Origin of the sequence: Metallumcola ferriviriculae, assembly GCF_035573695.1 — a bacterium.
GTDB classification, from domain to species: Bacteria; Bacillota; JADQBR01; order JADQBR01; family JADQBR01; genus Metallumcola; species Metallumcola ferriviriculae.
Window position 1 is genome coordinate 3,255,088 of record NZ_CP121694.1, and the last position, 15,575, is coordinate 3,270,662.

19 protein-coding genes are annotated in these 15,575 nt (G+C 43.6%); 9 read left to right on the forward strand and 10 right to left on the reverse strand.

Annotated elements, in window-relative coordinates:
* Positions 1-97: 97 nt before the first annotated feature.
* Positions 98-1,756 (forward strand): PucR family transcriptional regulator, encoded by a 1,659-nt coding sequence (locus tag MFMK1_RS16055; protein WP_366922690.1) that lies wholly within the window; start codon positions 98-100, stop codon positions 1,754-1,756.
* 48 nt (positions 1,757-1,804) lie between these two features.
* Here MFMK1_RS16055 and MFMK1_RS16060 read toward each other — a convergent pair whose 3' ends face one another.
* From MFMK1_RS16060 to MFMK1_RS16070, 3 genes are all read right to left on the reverse strand, one after another.
* Entirely contained in the window at positions 1,805-1,990 is a 186-nt protein-coding gene (locus MFMK1_RS16060; RefSeq protein WP_366922691.1) for a hypothetical protein, read from the reverse strand.
* A gap of 13 nt (positions 1,991-2,003) precedes the next feature.
* Positions 2,004-2,237, reverse strand: a complete 234-nt coding sequence (locus MFMK1_RS16065) for a glutaredoxin family protein (protein ID WP_366922692.1) — start codon at positions 2,235-2,237, stop codon at positions 2,004-2,006.
* Positions 2,238-2,461: 224 nt separating this feature from the next.
* The gene (locus MFMK1_RS16070; protein ID WP_366922693.1) at positions 2,462-3,424 is read right to left on the reverse strand and encodes a 2-hydroxyacid dehydrogenase; all 963 of its coding nucleotides are present in this window, start codon (positions 3,422-3,424) and stop codon (positions 2,462-2,464) included.
* A gap of 148 nt (positions 3,425-3,572) precedes the next feature.
* On the opposite strand from MFMK1_RS16070, the gene MFMK1_RS16075 reads away from it, so the two are divergent.
* The 3 genes from MFMK1_RS16075 (at position 3,573) to MFMK1_RS16085 (ending at position 4,436) form a co-directional block, all read left to right on the forward strand.
* Complete coding sequence (locus MFMK1_RS16075; protein ID WP_366922694.1) at positions 3,573-3,716, forward strand: hypothetical protein; 144 nt, start codon at positions 3,573-3,575, stop codon at positions 3,714-3,716.
* A gap of 18 nt (positions 3,717-3,734) precedes the next feature.
* Positions 3,735-3,896 carry a YgaP family membrane protein gene (locus tag MFMK1_RS16080; protein ID WP_366922695.1) on the forward strand — a complete coding sequence of 54 codons (162 nt, stop codon included), beginning with the start codon at positions 3,735-3,737 and terminating at the stop codon, positions 3,894-3,896.
* Positions 3,897-4,163: 267 nt separating this feature from the next.
* The gene (locus MFMK1_RS16085) at positions 4,164-4,436 is read left to right on the forward strand and encodes a DUF3243 family protein (protein WP_366922696.1); all 273 of its coding nucleotides are present in this window, start codon (positions 4,164-4,166) and stop codon (positions 4,434-4,436) included.
* A gap of 123 nt (positions 4,437-4,559) precedes the next feature.
* Here the strand turns inward: MFMK1_RS16085 and MFMK1_RS16090 are convergent, their stop codons facing one another.
* The gene (locus tag MFMK1_RS16090; RefSeq protein ID WP_366922697.1) at positions 4,560-4,745 is read right to left on the reverse strand and encodes a 4-oxalocrotonate tautomerase; all 186 of its coding nucleotides are present in this window, start codon (positions 4,743-4,745) and stop codon (positions 4,560-4,562) included.
* 98 nt (positions 4,746-4,843) lie between these two features.
* Here MFMK1_RS16090 and MFMK1_RS16095 point away from each other — a divergent pair, with 98 nt between their 5' ends.
* Together MFMK1_RS16095 and MFMK1_RS16100 are read left to right on the forward strand one after the other, a co-directional pair.
* Positions 4,844-5,056: a hypothetical protein gene (locus tag MFMK1_RS16095; RefSeq protein WP_366922698.1), complete on the forward strand. Its 213-nt coding sequence runs from the start codon at positions 4,844-4,846 to the stop codon at positions 5,054-5,056.
* A 57-nt stretch (positions 5,057-5,113) separates the two neighbouring features.
* Complete coding sequence (locus MFMK1_RS16100; RefSeq protein WP_366922699.1) at positions 5,114-5,986, forward strand: fumarylacetoacetate hydrolase family protein; 873 nt, start codon at positions 5,114-5,116, stop codon at positions 5,984-5,986.
* 22 nt (positions 5,987-6,008) lie between these two features.
* Here the strand turns inward: MFMK1_RS16100 and codY are convergent, their stop codons facing one another.
* Positions 6,009-6,806, reverse strand: coding sequence for a GTP-sensing pleiotropic transcriptional regulator CodY (gene codY / locus MFMK1_RS16105; RefSeq protein ID WP_366922700.1), 798 nt, complete (start codon positions 6,804-6,806; stop codon positions 6,009-6,011).
* 245 nt (positions 6,807-7,051) lie between these two features.
* Between codY and serC the strand changes: the two genes are divergently transcribed.
* A complete protein-coding gene (gene serC / locus MFMK1_RS16110) occupies positions 7,052-8,134 on the forward strand; it encodes a 3-phosphoserine/phosphohydroxythreonine transaminase (RefSeq protein WP_366922701.1) in 1,083 nt (360 codons plus the stop codon).
* A gap of 19 nt (positions 8,135-8,153) precedes the next feature.
* Here the strand turns inward: serC and MFMK1_RS16115 are convergent, their stop codons facing one another.
* The gene (locus tag MFMK1_RS16115) at positions 8,154-9,266 is read right to left on the reverse strand and encodes a YkvI family membrane protein (RefSeq protein ID WP_366922702.1); all 1,113 of its coding nucleotides are present in this window, start codon (positions 9,264-9,266) and stop codon (positions 8,154-8,156) included.
* A 227-nt stretch (positions 9,267-9,493) separates the two neighbouring features.
* On the opposite strand from MFMK1_RS16115, the gene MFMK1_RS16120 reads away from it, so the two are divergent.
* Positions 9,494-10,696, forward strand: coding sequence for a cofactor-independent phosphoglycerate mutase (locus MFMK1_RS16120; protein WP_366922703.1), 1,203 nt, complete (start codon positions 9,494-9,496; stop codon positions 10,694-10,696).
* Positions 10,697-10,763: 67 nt separating this feature from the next.
* Here the strand turns inward: MFMK1_RS16120 and MFMK1_RS16125 are convergent, their stop codons facing one another.
* From MFMK1_RS16125 to MFMK1_RS16135, 3 genes are all read right to left on the reverse strand, one after another.
* Positions 10,764-11,822, reverse strand: a complete 1,059-nt coding sequence (locus MFMK1_RS16125) for a phosphodiester glycosidase family protein (protein ID WP_366922704.1) — start codon at positions 11,820-11,822, stop codon at positions 10,764-10,766.
* Positions 11,809-12,240, reverse strand: coding sequence for a hypothetical protein (locus MFMK1_RS16130; protein WP_366922705.1), 432 nt, complete (start codon positions 12,238-12,240; stop codon positions 11,809-11,811). The genes MFMK1_RS16125 and MFMK1_RS16130 overlap by 14 nt, the downstream gene beginning before the upstream one ends.
* 236 nt (positions 12,241-12,476) lie before the next feature.
* Positions 12,477-14,186 carry an ATP-binding protein gene (locus MFMK1_RS16135; RefSeq protein ID WP_366922706.1) on the reverse strand — a complete coding sequence of 570 codons (1,710 nt, stop codon included), beginning with the start codon at positions 14,184-14,186 and terminating at the stop codon, positions 12,477-12,479.
* 242 nt (positions 14,187-14,428) lie between these two features.
* Here MFMK1_RS16135 and minC point away from each other — a divergent pair, with 242 nt between their 5' ends.
* Entirely contained in the window at positions 14,429-15,103 is a 675-nt protein-coding gene (gene minC / locus MFMK1_RS16140; RefSeq protein WP_366922707.1) for a septum site-determining protein MinC, read from the forward strand.
* A 43-nt stretch (positions 15,104-15,146) separates the two neighbouring features.
* Here the strand turns inward: minC and MFMK1_RS16145 are convergent, their stop codons facing one another.
* Entirely contained in the window at positions 15,147-15,494 is a 348-nt protein-coding gene (locus MFMK1_RS16145; RefSeq protein WP_366922708.1) for a hypothetical protein, read from the reverse strand.
* Positions 15,495-15,575: the final 81 nt, after the last annotated feature.

The window sequence follows — 15,575 nt, forward strand, 5'->3', positions numbered from 1 at the left end:
TAACCGAATTAAATAAAGGACCCCCTTTAGGAGGGATTTTTCTACTCTTGGGCGAAATAACTCCGGTAGTAAACATTGTCCATGGGAGGGAAAAATAATGACCTTTCAAGTGAGCGATGCCTTAAAAATGGAAGCATTTAAGGATGCTATACTGTTAAGTGGTAATAAGGGCCTACAAAAAAAAATACGGTGGGTAAATATTCTCGAACTGCTTGATGACATTAGTTTGGTTCGCCCAGGCGAGCTCTTAATTACAACCGCTTTCGGACTGGCCCAGGACAAAGAGCTTCAAGAAAAACTGATACCCACGTTAGCGGGAAAAAAAATATCCTGTCTGGCAATCCAGACAGGATACTATCTCCAAGAAGTTCCCAAAAGGCTTATCATTGACGCCGAAAGGTTTTCTATTCCTTTAATTCAACTGCCCCAAGGTATGTCCTTTTCCCATGCTACTACCGACCTGCTGACAAGAATTGTCAACCGCCAGTTTGGTCTCTTGGAATATCGAGAGCGGGTCCGCCGCCAGCTGCTACAGACGATACTTGATAATGGCGACTTTTCATCTCTTGTCAAAGTCCTTAGACAACACCTAGGCAAATACCCCATTCGTATTTTAGACAGCACGTTTAACGCACTGGCCAGTTCCCGGGTAGAACCCGCCCTGCTTTCAACAAAAAACCTTACTAAAGAGCTTGACCAACTGGTGCAGCAGGGTTACCTGGATAACGCCGAAACCGACCATAGTCTGATGCAGATAAAAGCGGTAGATAATCTGATCCCAGCACAAAGGTTGATGCCCATATTGGCCTCAGGGAATCAGGTGTTGGGATATATATCAGTTTTAAACCTGCCTGCTAAGCTGTCATATGAACAATCCACCGTTCTAGATCAATCGAGTACGGTTTGCGCTTTACTATTTTTACGCCAGATAGCGGTGAAGGAAACAGAAAACCGACTGCAGGGGGATTTTTTGGACGATTTATTGGCCGGAAATTTTCTATCAACTGATCAAGTAGAAAAACGAGCCGCCTTCCTCGGCTATAATCTAGCTCAGTACGGTATGATTTTGCTGGCCAATATCGATGACTTTAGCGGCTATATCCACGGGAAAAATGAAACTGATATTCATGGTCTAAAAAACAATCTGCTGTATCAGGTAAATTGCGCCATAGGAAACCACACGAATCACAGCTTCATTACCCGTCTTCGCAGCGACAGCATCATTGTTTTAGTATTGGCACCGGAAGCTGATAACAATGAATGGCAAAACCGTTTGGCACAAACCATCCGGGCAAGGGTAAACCAGCAGTTTCCCAACCTCAGTCTTTCCATTGGCATCGGCCGGTTCTATCATAGTGTTACTGACTTCAGGAAAAGCTACAGCGAAGCAGAAAAATCCCTTCATATTGCACGTAAGTTATATCAAACCGATGCTATTGCATCCTTCGACCAACTTGGCTTTTACCGTTTGCTGCTGGAAAATGGGACAAACGAATTAGACAATTTCTACCGGGAAACCCTGGGGGCACTAATTAGCTATGACCAAGAAAAAGGGACGGAACTGGAAAAGACTTTAGCAGTATACCTTGAACAGAATAGAAATGCTCAAGCCGCAGCCGAAGAATTATTCATTCATCGCCATACGCTGCGATACCGTCTCGGTCGGATAGAAGAAATCGCTGGCATCGGGCTTGATAATGCAGAAAATGTCTTTAACTTGCAGGTGGGTTTGAAACTTCGCAAAATACTTCGTTAACATTTGGGCCCAAGAAAAAGGACGGCTGTCCAGCCGCCCTTAGTAAACTCAACCTGTGTAGGCATGAAATATCTCGCAATCTCCCTCAGCCCAGTTGATACAATTGTCACAACGAGGGGATTCCATCCCGGAAACATTGGCCAGTGACACCCCATAGCCCTGAGCCAGTCCCACTGATTCAAATTCTGGGCAGGCATCTGCAATTCGTTCAACCAGAATGTTCCTGGTATTCAACCGTGCCACCACCTCAATGCAGCTTCTTATCAATGGCCTGCCTGTCAAAGCCAACTATTACTTCACCATCAATAGCAATAACCGGTACCGCCATCATTCCGGTCTTCTTATGCATTTCGTCGCGCGCAGCCTCATCTGAAGAGACATCCAGTTCCTTAAAAGAAACTCCCTTTTGTGAAAGATACTCTTTCACTTGTGTGCAGTGTGGTCAAGTTGGTGTAGTATATACCGTTACGGCATGTTCCATCTGTAATCCATCTCCTTTCGAAGAGTTTATCCTTAGCATTCCGCCACAAACAAACTTTATTCTCTTAAAAAGGGTTGTTCAAAAAGTCCAACGCAGGTGAGCAGCGAATTTCTGCGTTGCTCAGTCTTCGAGACTGCTCACGTAGCCACCAGTACGCTCCGCGTCTAAAAGCCTTCGCGCCTTGAATTCTTGCTCCTGCTACGATGGACTTTTTGAACACGCACTTAAAATGGGTTGACCCAGTTAGGCGGTGTATCTCCGTTTAAAGCAGCGATAACATTATCAGCTACCATTTCCGCCATTCTATTTCTTGTCTCAACTGTAGCGCTGCCTGTATGTGGAGCTAAAACCACGTTATTCATACCAATTAACCTCTGATGAACAAGAGGTTCATGCTCGTACACGTCAAGTGCTGCCCCGGCTATTTCACCGTTCTCAAGTGCTGATACCAGCGCTTCTTCCTTGACTATCGGCCCCCGAGCAGTATTAATCAAATAGGCACTATCTTTCATTCTTTTAAAAACCGCCTCATCAATAAAATAGTGCGATTGCTCAGTTAAAGGTAAATGCAGGGTAACCAAATCAGCCTCCGCTAACAGCCCTTCCATGGAACGATATGACGCTTTTAGTTCCCCTTCAATCACGGGTGACTTCTGGCGGCGGGAATGATATATCACCGGCATGTTAAAGCCGGCAGCACGTTTTGCCACAGCCATACCGATACGACCAAACCCAATAATCCCCAACGTCTTACCGTTTAGCTCACTTCCCAATAAAAGTTCCGGGGCCCAGCCGGTAAATTGACCGTCACGCATCATCCTATCTCCTTCAGGAATACGCCGCGTCACCGCTAAGATTAAGGCCCAGGTCAGGTCAGCCGTAGCATCAGTAAGTACGCCAGGGGTATTGGTAACCTTGACCTTTTTTTCGGTGGCGCCGGCAATATCTATATTATTAGTACCAACTGCATAATTTGCTATCACTTCCAATTGCGGCAATGCTTCAATTACCTCCCGATCCACATTGTCTGATAGCAGCGTGACCAGGGCCTGCTTGCCTTTTGCACCATCAATAATCTCTTCTTTTGTCAGGTGCCGGTCTTCAGTCCCCACCGCAACCGAAAAATGCTGTTCAATTTTGGCAACTGCTGCATCCGGCAGCTTGTAGGTCATAAACACTTCTTTCATCATTTCACCCCCGTAATATTTTAACTTTGAACAACTTAAATTATTCCTGTTAATATCATTAGCTGTCAACTGGCATAAACCTTCCCACCACTGTACATCCTATATAACAAATAATCTCTTTCACTACGTTCAGAAAGGAGTTAAGCAAATGACATCTGCCGACCAATGTAAAAACCTAGGCTGTCGTTGGATTTTTGAACGCCAATGCAATGCCACCTATGCCTGCAGTAACCCGGATGTAATTAACCAGTCGGTAACCTGTCCATATCGGGGAATTATCAATAAGGAATAAGAAAAAAAGGAGGGGCAAATGCCTAAAAAAAATGTGGGAAAAACCGACCAGGTTATCCGTTACATTTTGGCAGCATTATTACTGGTTACTGCTTTTCTGACTAACCTTGGTTGGATATGGTTTGGAGTTTTGCTGATAGTGGGAATAGCACTGCTGGCCACGGCAGCAACTCAGTACTGACCGGGTTATGACCTGGTAGGTTGGTCAACCTACAGCAAGCGCCCAAACAAATGAAAAAATTTATACCTTTTGACTGGTATAAATAAAAAGTTCCTACGCAATGGTAGGAACCTTTGAAGGGTGGGGTGGGGATTTGGGGAATCCCACATTGATAGTATACAACAAAGAAAACCGTTTGTGACGTGACGAAGGTCACTTTTTTAGCAAGAAAAATAATTATTTGTATCAGCTTAGTTGGATAAATCGTTATGAAAGGAATGATTAGTAATGCAGGAACAATTAAAGGGAATGTTAAGCCAATTAGACGCAAGTTCCTGGGAAAACTGGAAAAAATCTTTAGGAAACATGGTACAACAAGCGAAAAAATCTGGCATTAATCAGGACACCCTGGTAGAGTTTGCAGCAGAATTTGGCGACTTCTTAACTCACAATATTTCTCCCGATGTCCCTGAAAACATAGCTCTTAAAGAACTATGGCAAGCAGCTAATGAAGAAGAACAAAAGACACTGGCCAAATTGATGTTAAAACTTACGCACTAAGCATTAAAATTTAAAACCGCGCGAAATGACATTTCGCGCGGTTTTTTTGATGTATAGGAAATTATGGGTTGTGGATAATTTCCTATACATGGGGGTTATTAAGGGCCCCTTATACTTATGTATTTATCTGTCTTTGTAAAGAACTCCGCCCTCGGCATAATGTTCTTTTTTCAACTCTCGGATAATGACCTTAACCACTTCCGGCTTACAGCTAACGGACTCAACTACTGCATCAGTAATGTTCCTTGCCAAACTCCTCTTTTGTTCTTCAGTACGACCTTCAATCATGTCAATCTGAACAATAGGCATCTTCACACCTCCTTCACATAGTCTAAACATTTTAACTAAAGAATACACTTTACTAAGCTTTGGTGCAAGTGAGCTTACGTAAAAAAGGAGGGGTCCTGTTGCTAACAGCCCGGGTAATACGGAGCGAAACGGTGGATGATCGCGAAATAATCCATTACGAGGTGGACTGTCCCTGCTGCGGCCAAACTAAGTTATTTATCGTTGCCGACCATAACAGTCAATCCCAGCTTCATTGTCCAAACTGTGGTGTCTTCTTCTACCCAACCAGTTTTGAAAAAGCCTCAACTAATAAGTATCGATATAGACGATAAGAAAGGATTTACGATAGTTATTGTAGAACTACAAGGCAGAAAAGGAGGTAGTAAAAATTGCGCTTGGCTACAATAGTATCAGCAGGTGAAGAAACTCTGGCATTAGTAATTACAGATCATGTTATACCCTTAACCAATATCAATAAACATTACCACACCCGATGGAATACCTGTCTCTACTCTCTGTTATCTGACCAACAGCTGGACCAATTTAAAGACTGGGTATCTCAACAAAATCATAATACCCTTACCAGTCTGGCCCTAAAAAAGACCGCGGATATCACCCCTCTTTACAGACACCCGCGAAAGATATGGGGAATAGGTCTAAATTACGCAGAACATGCAGGGGATTTAGAGGAAAAAAGCCCCACTACGGCGCCGGCCAGCTTTATGAAACCTGATACCACAATAATAGGACCAGGAGACGCAATCCAAATACCTAAGCAATCCCAACGCACCACTGCTGAGGCAGAACTCGGGGTCATTATTGGCAAACGCTGCAAAAATATTACACCGGCTGCGGCACCCGAATATGTGGCAGGCTTTACCAACATCATTGATATGACTGCTGAAGACATATTAAGACAAAACCCACGCTATCTTACTCGCTCTAAAAGCTTTGATACTTTTTTCAGCTTTGGCCCCTATTTGGTAACTCCTGATGAAGTGGCAGATGTTTTGTTGCTTGAAGTCGCCACTGTTATTAACGGCAGTGTTCATCGCAAAAACTATGTCAACAATATGACATTTAACCCCTGGGAGTTGGTTGCATTCCATTCTCAGGTAATGACACTTCTGCCGGGAGATATTATTTCTACGGGCACACCCGGGGCGGTAGTAATCGCTGATGGTGATGAAGTAAGCTGCGAGATTACCGGCTTCCCTACTTTACAAAATTCAGTGATGGATTTAAAAACAGACCGCGCATGATGCGCGGTCTGTTTTTTCACCGTTAAAATTTTATCCCAGTCGGGGACATTTTATCAAGTTCCTCCCAAATAAATGAGTTAAGTACTCTGATATAAGTACCCTTCATACCTAGAGATTTAGAATTAATTACCCCGGCGCTTTCGAATTTCCGCAGGGCATTAACAATTACTGAGCGGGTGATACCAGCCTCATCAGCAATTTTACTAGCTACAATAACCCCCTCATTTCCTTCAAGACCACGCAGTATCGCTACGATGGCCTCAGCCTCAGAGTAGGAAAGAGTCTGGGTAGCTACATGTACCATTGCCTTTAGGCGCGCAATTTCTTCTGATTTTTCTGATTGGGCACGGAGCATTTCCATTGCAATTACTGTAGCACCATATTCCGCCAATACTAAATCTCCATCGGAAAACCACTGGTCGAATTTACTCAATACTACAGTTCCCAATTTCTCGGCACCACCGATCATGGGAATATAAGTTGTGACTTTATTACCAAAAACGCAGGTCTCTCTTCCATTTGATAAAACACAGTAATCCTTGTGGGCCACATTAGCCTTGGTCATTTTAATGTCCTCCAAGGATTGGGCGTAATCTTCTGGAAAGCACTTGGCCTCATAAAGTATGTCGTCAATGGTATCGCAAGAACGACCCCGGGAAAAAGCATACCCGAGAACTTCTCCGTAACAACCAATGATATAGCAGTTTGCTTCCACATGCTCACTAAGTGCTTTACCCATTTCCTTAAAGTCCACCGGTTGTCCTGCGGACTTTTGAATCAAGTCGTTCATTGCTCGCATTTTTTCCAATAATGTTTTCATAAATTCCTCCTAGCCGACCGTTGGGTTTTAAAAAAAAAGAATTTCCATTATGACTAGTATTAGTAATACAAGGGATTTTAAAACTACGCACCCCTATTATAATCACATTTCGGCTTTTGTGCAATAATTCACGATAAATTCACCTAGGAAGTACAAATGTCTTCTCACTCGGAACAAAAAACCTTTGAGTATTAGTCCAGTTTCAATTATAATGTGAAATAACTAACTTTCAAAAGGAGCGTTATATGATGAATAAAGTCTTTAACTTTTACCCAGGGCCGGCCACACTGCCGCAACCGGTGCTGGAAACAGCGAGAACAGAACTTTTGAATTACCGTGACTCGGGTATGTCAGTGATGGAAATGAGTCACCGTTCAAAACCAATAGAAAACGTTATTGCCTCCGCAGAAGCTAATTTGAAGGAGTTACTAAAAATACCCGAAGGATACCGAGTGCTATTTTTACAGGGCGGTGCTACTTCTCAATTTTTCATGATACCTTTCAACTTCTTGACAAAGGACCAGACCGCTAACTATGTGCTCACCGGAAGTTTTGCGGAGAAAGCTTATAAAGAAGCGTTAAAAACCGGCAGTGCTCATACTGCCGCTTCTACTAAAGAGGAAAAATTTCGTTCTATTCCCAAACTTGAAGATATTTCAGTCAGTGACAATGCTGCATATCTGCATCTCACTTCGAACAATACTATTTACGGAACCCAATGGCAGCAGTTCCCCCAGCTGTCTATTCCAGTGGTAGCCGATATGTCCAGCGACATTTTATCTCGTCCTTTTGACGTATCAAACTTTGATTTGATCTATGCTGGAGCACAGAAGAACCTTGGACCGGCAGGAGTTACCGTAGTAATAATCAGTGAGAAACTCATAAACATCAGTGCCCAGGCAAAACTGCCGGATATGCTAAAGTACTCTGTCCATGCAGAAAAAGATTCTATGTTTAACACACCGCCAACTTTCCCCGTTTATATAGTTAACCTTGTACTCGAATGGATTAAGGAAAACGGAGGGTTAGAAAAGATGGCGGCACGCAACCAAGAGAAAGCCGATATGGTTTACCAAGTAATTGACCAAAATCCGGACTTTTATCAAGGCCATGCAATCAGTGACAGGTCACTTATGAACATTTCCTTCCGATTACCCAATGAAGACCTAGAAAAAGAGTTTGTGCATAGCGCTGAGAAAGTCGGCCTGGTAGGTTTAAAAGGGCACCGTTCCGTTGGTGGCATTCGCGCTTCCATTTATAACGCCATGCCCGTAGAAGGATGTGCTGCTTTAGCGGCATTCATGCTGGCATTTAGGAAAACTCATTAATAGTGTTTACAGCGGGACCCTACCGGTCCCGCTTATCTCTATTATCCTGTGGTTTAACTGCGGGTATTGGTGATAAATTTACTGACCGCTCCCGAACAAATTGATACACAATGCCTGTCAATAATAACAGCCCAATATAACCTACAGCGGGAAGCAGATAGCGAATAAGATTGACAAAACCAATTCCACTGAGGACTAATGCACCAAGACTTGCACCCGCAGTGAACCAAAGCCGTTTTTTACCGGAGCCAGCCAACCTGGCCACAAAACCATAAAGGCCACCTACCGCGGTAGTGTACACTTCGGCAAAAAGCACACCGCTGTAAATTGTTTGCACCAACGGTGATATGGTACCGGCAAGAAAAATCATAGGTACTTCAAATTGAGCCGCTGTGGATCTGGTAAGGAGAAGCGCGGTAGCTATTACTATTGCCCCTAATCCCAGACCCAGTCCACCCAATAAAGCACCAGCGTTGATGGAATGGCGGTCATTGGCTTCGCGCCCAAGCGGAGCGAGCACGGCTACCGCTAAAATTAAATTATACGACACGTAAAGCGTCGCTGCCAGAAGCCAGTTTCCTACAACTGCGTTACCGGGCAGAGCATTAACAGCACTTATCCCGATTAAATTTGAGTCGATAATGACCCTAACACTGACGTATGTTACCGCTGTCAACAGCAAGGGCACCACTAAACTAATGGACCGGATAACACTGCTTACGCCAAGAGCTACTGTGACAAATGTGGCGGCAATAACTGTTATACTGCCAAAAAACGGTGCCAAGCCAAATTGTTCTTTAAATAAGGACCCCGCACCGGCAGCCATAAGTGTTAATGCGCCAAACAAAAAAAAAGTAATCACAATATCTATCAAAGTTCCAATGATCCTACCGGTAAAATACTTAACTACCGGAAGGTGTGACTCTGCCTTTAGCTTATAACCGTATAATAACATCTGCCAGCCAAAAAACATAAATAATAAAGTGGATAAACCTAAGCCAATATAAGCAATCGGCCCAAAATAGCCAAAAAACAAAAGTACTTCTTGACCTGAAGCAAAACCGGCACCAACTACAGTACCTATATATGTTGCTCCAACAGTCAATGGAGAAAGTTTTTTCTCTTTTTTCATTAATCATACCTCCTGTTATATAGCATTTACAAACAGGCAGGTTGTTACAGCCGGATATATCTTCCTGTACAAATCTTCCTGATTTTAAAGGAATTAGCCGATAAAAGGAAAAAGTGAATAAATGAAAACTTGGCATGCGTCAATACAGATCGAAACAAATCAGCACCAATGCCGTCGGAGAGCTATTCTGTCTGACAGGCATATCAACACTCAAGGAGGTCGAAACAGTGAAATATATAGTGTTATTGGGCGACGGGATGGCAGATTACCCGATACCAAGCTTAGGTAATCGTACCCCGCTTCAGTATGCGTCTACTCCGAACATGGACAAACTAGCAGAAGTAAGTCAACTTGGCATGGTAACAACCGTCCCGGCTGGTTTTTCCCCGGGAAGTGACGTGGCCAACCTTTCCGTAATCGGCTATGACCCAAAAACTTATTACACGGGTAGGTCCCCCTTAGAGGCCATCAGTATGGGAATTGACCTTTTACCTGGTGATATTTCCTTTCGCTGTAATTTAGTGACCCTTTCCGATGAAGAAAATTACCAAGACAAAAGAATGCTTGACTACTGCGCCGGGGAAATATCCTCCGAAGAAGCAGCCGAACTAATCAAAACGATTAATGAAACCCTTGCTCCTGAAGGAATCAATTTCTATCCGGGAATAAGTTACCGACATTTAATGGTATGGCATAATGGTACGGGTGAGCAGCATTGCACGCCTCCTCATGATATCGCGGATAAGACTATTGGCAATTATCTTCCTCAAGGAAACGGTAGTGAAGAGTTGCTTAACATGATGTTAAACAGCAATAAGCTGATTGAGGAACATCCTATAAACCTGCTTAGAAAAGAGCGGGGTAAAAACCCCGCTAATTCCATCTGGTTGTGGGGACAGGGAACTAAACCAAAGATGCCCGCTTTTAAAGACGTATATGGCGTTGAAGGCGCAATGATCTCAGCCGTGGATCTCACCAAAGGCATAGCCCAAGCGGTCGGGCTACAGGTAGTGGACGTGCACGGTGCCACCGGAAACATCCACACCAACTTTACCGGCAAAGCCAAAGCTGCCCTAAAAATTTTGTCGGAAGGAAGCGACTTTGTCTATCTTCATATCGAAGCACCTGACGAAGCGGGACACCAGGGAGACTTAGAGACCAAAATACAGGCCATTGAAGCCATTGACCGGCTTGTATTAGGAGAAATTATCTCGGGGATGAAAGAATTGGATGATTACAAATTAGTGGTTCTCCCCGATCACCCCACACCTATCAGTTTGCGTACCCATACTGCAGAACCGGTACCATTTATGTTGTTTAACAGTGCAGCAATAAAAAACGGCCCTAGAATCTTTCATGAGAAATCAGCTCTAGCTGCAAATTTCCACATCGACCAAGGGCCTGATTTAATGAAACTTTTCTTGAGGTAAATAAACAAGACTTATACCTTCTTCTGGTATAAAGATAAGCACCCTAATTTAGACGGGTGCTTTTTCTTTATGGTACAATCACTATGTTGGTAGTCACTGGCCGTTCTCTTCCGTCTGACGGCCGATTAATTACTTTTCCGTTATAAACAAAGGTACTGGAGCCCCCGCCATCTAAGTTATAAGCCTCAATAATTCCTAAGTCATATAATTTTAGCTGCAAACTTTCAAGACTAATCCCAGCGCTCCATCCCTTTCTTCGTCCATCGATAACCAGGAACAATATATCACCGTTAGCATACTGTCCAATTACAGTGCGCGGATGCTTTTCCCGCTGCCATTTTTCGGGTATTGGCAAAGGCCGTCCCTCTTGGAAAAGCATGGGAACAAAACTAACACCCTGCCATGGGCGATTTCGTATCAGGTCTGCTTCTTCCTTGAACATCCCACCAATTAACTCAGCTTTTTTAGTCCAACCGGAGAAAAAAAGGTCATCATGAGTGGGACTAAAACCGCCAACCAATTCCCCGTCAATCATAGTATTGCCAATTGGAAGAGCCTTTTGGTTGCCGTCTTTAACCACTTTGAAGAAGCCGCCCCCGTTTACTCCAAATATCGCTCCGCTTCGTTCTAGCGCGTCACTGGTAGTTTCTGTTTCGCCCAGAGTGTCCTTGGCCAAAACAACCTGCATAGCCCGCGGGTCAAAAAGCTTTACTTTTGCCGCGTAACCCCGGTACCCGTTTTCATTGATCGAAAAAAGCTTTAGCTCAACCCGATCATTGCGAACTGTTTCAAATGGTTCACCTAATTTAGCCAGAATTCTTTCTTCATAGATTTCCTCTGACTTTACTTTTTGGGACTGACTTTTTTGGGCCAGCTGCTGCAGCAGTTCTTGCTGCTCTTCATATTGCCGCTGCTGTTCCGCCAGGATTTCATTGATGAAGCTGATACCGTTTTCCAACCGAGATACTTCCGCCTGATAATTTGCTGTCCGCTCTTCAAGACTGTCCACAGAAAAGATCAGTTGTTTCTGTTCAATCCCTAACTGGGGAAGTTGCTGATTGAATCCTACAATAATACCCAATAACGGTGCCATCAAAAATAATAGCAGCAGACTAATCTTTCGCATTGCCGTTCCCCTTAAGTATCTCAAGACTTTCTTCCAGTTGCTCCAGTTGATTATCTAAATCCTCAATCCGTTTATTCAATTCTTCCCTGCTGGAATTTGATTGGGTAAGGGTATCATCGGCATCATCTAGAGCTTCGCCAATTTCCTCCATTGCTGCAGTCATCCGGCTTAACTTATCTTCTAACTGTTTGATATTCAATGCGTTTGTTTCTTGAACAGACTTGATTGCCTGGGATACCTCCGCTTGGGTTCGGTTGTAATTATTAGTAATTTTGCGGTCCACAATTGTATAGGCGGCATACACCGTACCACCCCAAAGAAGAGAAAGTATCAGTGTAGCTGCCACAGTCCTCCACGTACCCTTTTTCGTTTTTCTCCGACGAGTTGCTTCAGTCTGATCCTGTGAATTTTTCGACATATTTTTACACCCCTTAAATAACACTCTACTTTAAGCTGACGATAACCAAAGGAAAATGTTCCTTAAAACTAAGCTATAACACAAAAAAGCGATTTCATCGCCTTCGGCGTATTAAGGTAGATTTTTCTCTTCTATACATCAAAAAAGTCCCCCGAAAAGGGGGATAGTTGTTTGGGACGGTGTTAGGTTAACCCTTCAAAATAACATTCGACAAAAAGCCACTATTTCCTGCAAAGTTAGCCGATCATATGTTTTACTTTTTCCTCCAACACTGGAAGGTATAGGGTGACAACAGTACCCATTCCTTCCTCACTGCGTACCACTATATCCCCGCCATGGCTGGCAACAATGTGCTGGGTAATGGCAAGACCCAACCCTGTCCCCTCTTCCTTTGTAGTAAAAAAGGGATTAAGAATATGGCTAATATCCTGCTTGGTTATTCCCATGCCGTTATCTTCAAAGGCAATCGCTATTCGGTCCGCCAAGGAATAAAGACGCACATTCAACTGCCCATTTTCGGAGATAGCTTCAAATGCATTTACCATTACATTAACTATAGCCTGCCGTAACTGCTCCTTATCACCCATCACTAAAGGAAAGCAACTGGGAATTTGCATAACTACGGAAACCTCATAAAGTCTTGCCTGGCTTTCCAAAAAGTCGATAATTTCCTGCAGCAGGTCAATAATATCAAGGGGTTGTAAATGTGGAGCAGAAGGTTTGGTTAATAATAGGAAATCGTTAATCAATTTAATTAACCGTTCTACATCGTCATTGGCAAAGTCCAGATACCCTTTGACGGTAGGTTCCCCTGTGGCTTCCTTCGCCAGCTGACAAAAGCCCTTTACCGAAGTTAAAGGATTACGTAGTTCATGGGCCAGCCCGGCCGCGAGATGCCCCACCAAAGCCATCTTTTCTGCTCGTTTCTGCCGTTCTATTTTTTCCCGCTTGACAAGTGCTTTTGCATCTTCCAGACGGTTCATCGCGTGTTCCAATATATCATCTTCGGCGCATGCATCTTCAGGACAATTGGCACAGCCAACCAACAGGTTTAATCTATCAATGTCCAGCTTAGCCGCTACTCGGCGGGCATCGGCTTGTAAGCCGTTGATAAATTCTTCCACCGTACCTTTATCAGCTCCGGAAAAAACCGCAAACTGATCCCCTGAATAGCGGAATGCCTCGTCTCCTGAAGGCAAGGCGTTACGTAATGCCTCAGCCATGCCGCTAATTATCTTATCCCCTGTCTTAAAGCCATACTTGCTATTATGGTACTGCAAATTACCCAAGTCAATGATTACTAACTGGAAAGGAATGCCTTCCGTTTTCCATTGTAAGACTTTACCCTTCAAGAGCTTCTCAAATTCACTGTAGCGCCACAAGCAAGTCTGATGGTCTATCTTTACATCTCCTTCCATCTGCAGTATCTTTTGTTCTACCGTTTCAGTCAAACGGCTCAGTATACGAAACTCAAAACGCATCAGCACTATAACACCAAGTAGATACAGGAAGTTATCATCTATCACAAAAGAATGCTTCACCATATGCATCTGCACTAACCAACACAAAGCCATGGCAGCGGTAGTCAGATTGACAAAAGCCTTAGCTAAGCTAATCTTACCGTCAAAAATGAAAATAACCACGGGCATCAGATATAGGAAGTGATATGTGCTATAATAGCCTCCGGTGGTATATGTAACAATGTTCAAGGCCGCAAAGCTTGAAAGGAGACAGAGAACATCCCAAAAATAAATCATTCTATTTTTATTCATCAGTGTATAGGTACTCAAATAAACACCAAATAAAAAAAACAAACTTACCATTAACAAATTCCCTATGGATTGCCCTGCGCCGACAATCCATAGGGAATAACTAACGAAAAAGAGATTAATAACTATTACAGTTTTATGCATGGTAGTTAAGCTACTCTCTATACTGTTTTCCAAGAACCCAGTCACCCTCTCCACCAACTAAAACATTACCAAGGTTTCATTCCACAATTGCTGACCTTTTCCTTCGGAGAATTATCAGTGTTTTTGAGATTAATTGGCGATTTAGGTCGAATGGAGAAATTTATAATAACTTCTCGGAAAAACCTGGTACTATCGTCAAAACAATTTGTTTTGGAGCAGGAATTAGTCATTAAAGCTCGAATTTTTTGGTAGGCAGGGATAAGGAGTGATCAAACTTGCAAAATGAGGCATTACATGAATGCATTAATATAAAAGGGACCAAACATGGTTTGTTAATCTATTGTAACGGCCAGGTCGCCGAGGGAAGCCTAACCGCCACACTTGAGAAGAGACTGCAGGAAGCCAACGGCTTTTTTAGCGGCGCTATGTATTCCTTGCATTGTATTCCACCGACCAACGAGGATACGACGAAGCAACTGCACACCCTATGTAAACATTATGGGCTCGTCCTGGCGGATACCCCTATTGAACCGCCAAAACCCGTAAAAAAACATAAAATGCGCAGAAAACCGGCCCCGATTAAGGCAAAACCTACCACCGGGCCAATGGGGGATACACTGTTGCTGCATAAAAACATCCGCTCCGGCGGTAAAGTAACTCATGACGGCAATGTAGTCCTGCTTGGCGATTTAAACCCAGGAGCTGAAATCAAAGCAACCGGCAACATCCTCGTGTTGGGAGCACTGAGGGGTACGGCTCATGCCGGCTGTGCAGGGGATATGGACGCTGTTATAGCAGCTTATAAACTCCATCCCAGTCAACTGCGCATCGCGGATAAAATTGCCCGTTCACCGGAAAGTCTCATTGAACGGCCATTCCCAGAACTGGCTTTCGCCAGCGAAGAAGAAGGTATTATAATTGAAAAATATAACCCCAATAAAAGAAGATAGCTTTCGGAAGCATCCTTAGAAAACGTAGAATTTAAATATTTGTTTACCGAGAGCGACGGGCACCGGCAAGGTGCTCGTTTATCTTTTCCAACCCGAATGTAATTACGCCGATTTTTTCATCTGCTACATTTAATATCTCACGGCGGCCATTGCTTAATTCGATAATTAACTTACCGTCGCGATAATCCACCACACCTATTTCATGGGGATTAAAACTTTTACATTTTAATGAAAGCCATTTCTTTTGAATTACGTACATCCACTGGTTAGATATTACTATTGCCGTTTTCGGTGAAAGCTGAATCGAAAGTCTCGTTAGTTCCTGCATGGTCACCCGCCGGTTAAATTCCTGTTTGAAATTTGGCAATAACTCTTCCAAAAGCTCCAACATATCGGTCCCTCCCCTACCTGTCTAAATGCTCCACCGCCTAAAGCTTCAGCCGACTGAGTACCTCGCAACCGAAGGGGCACA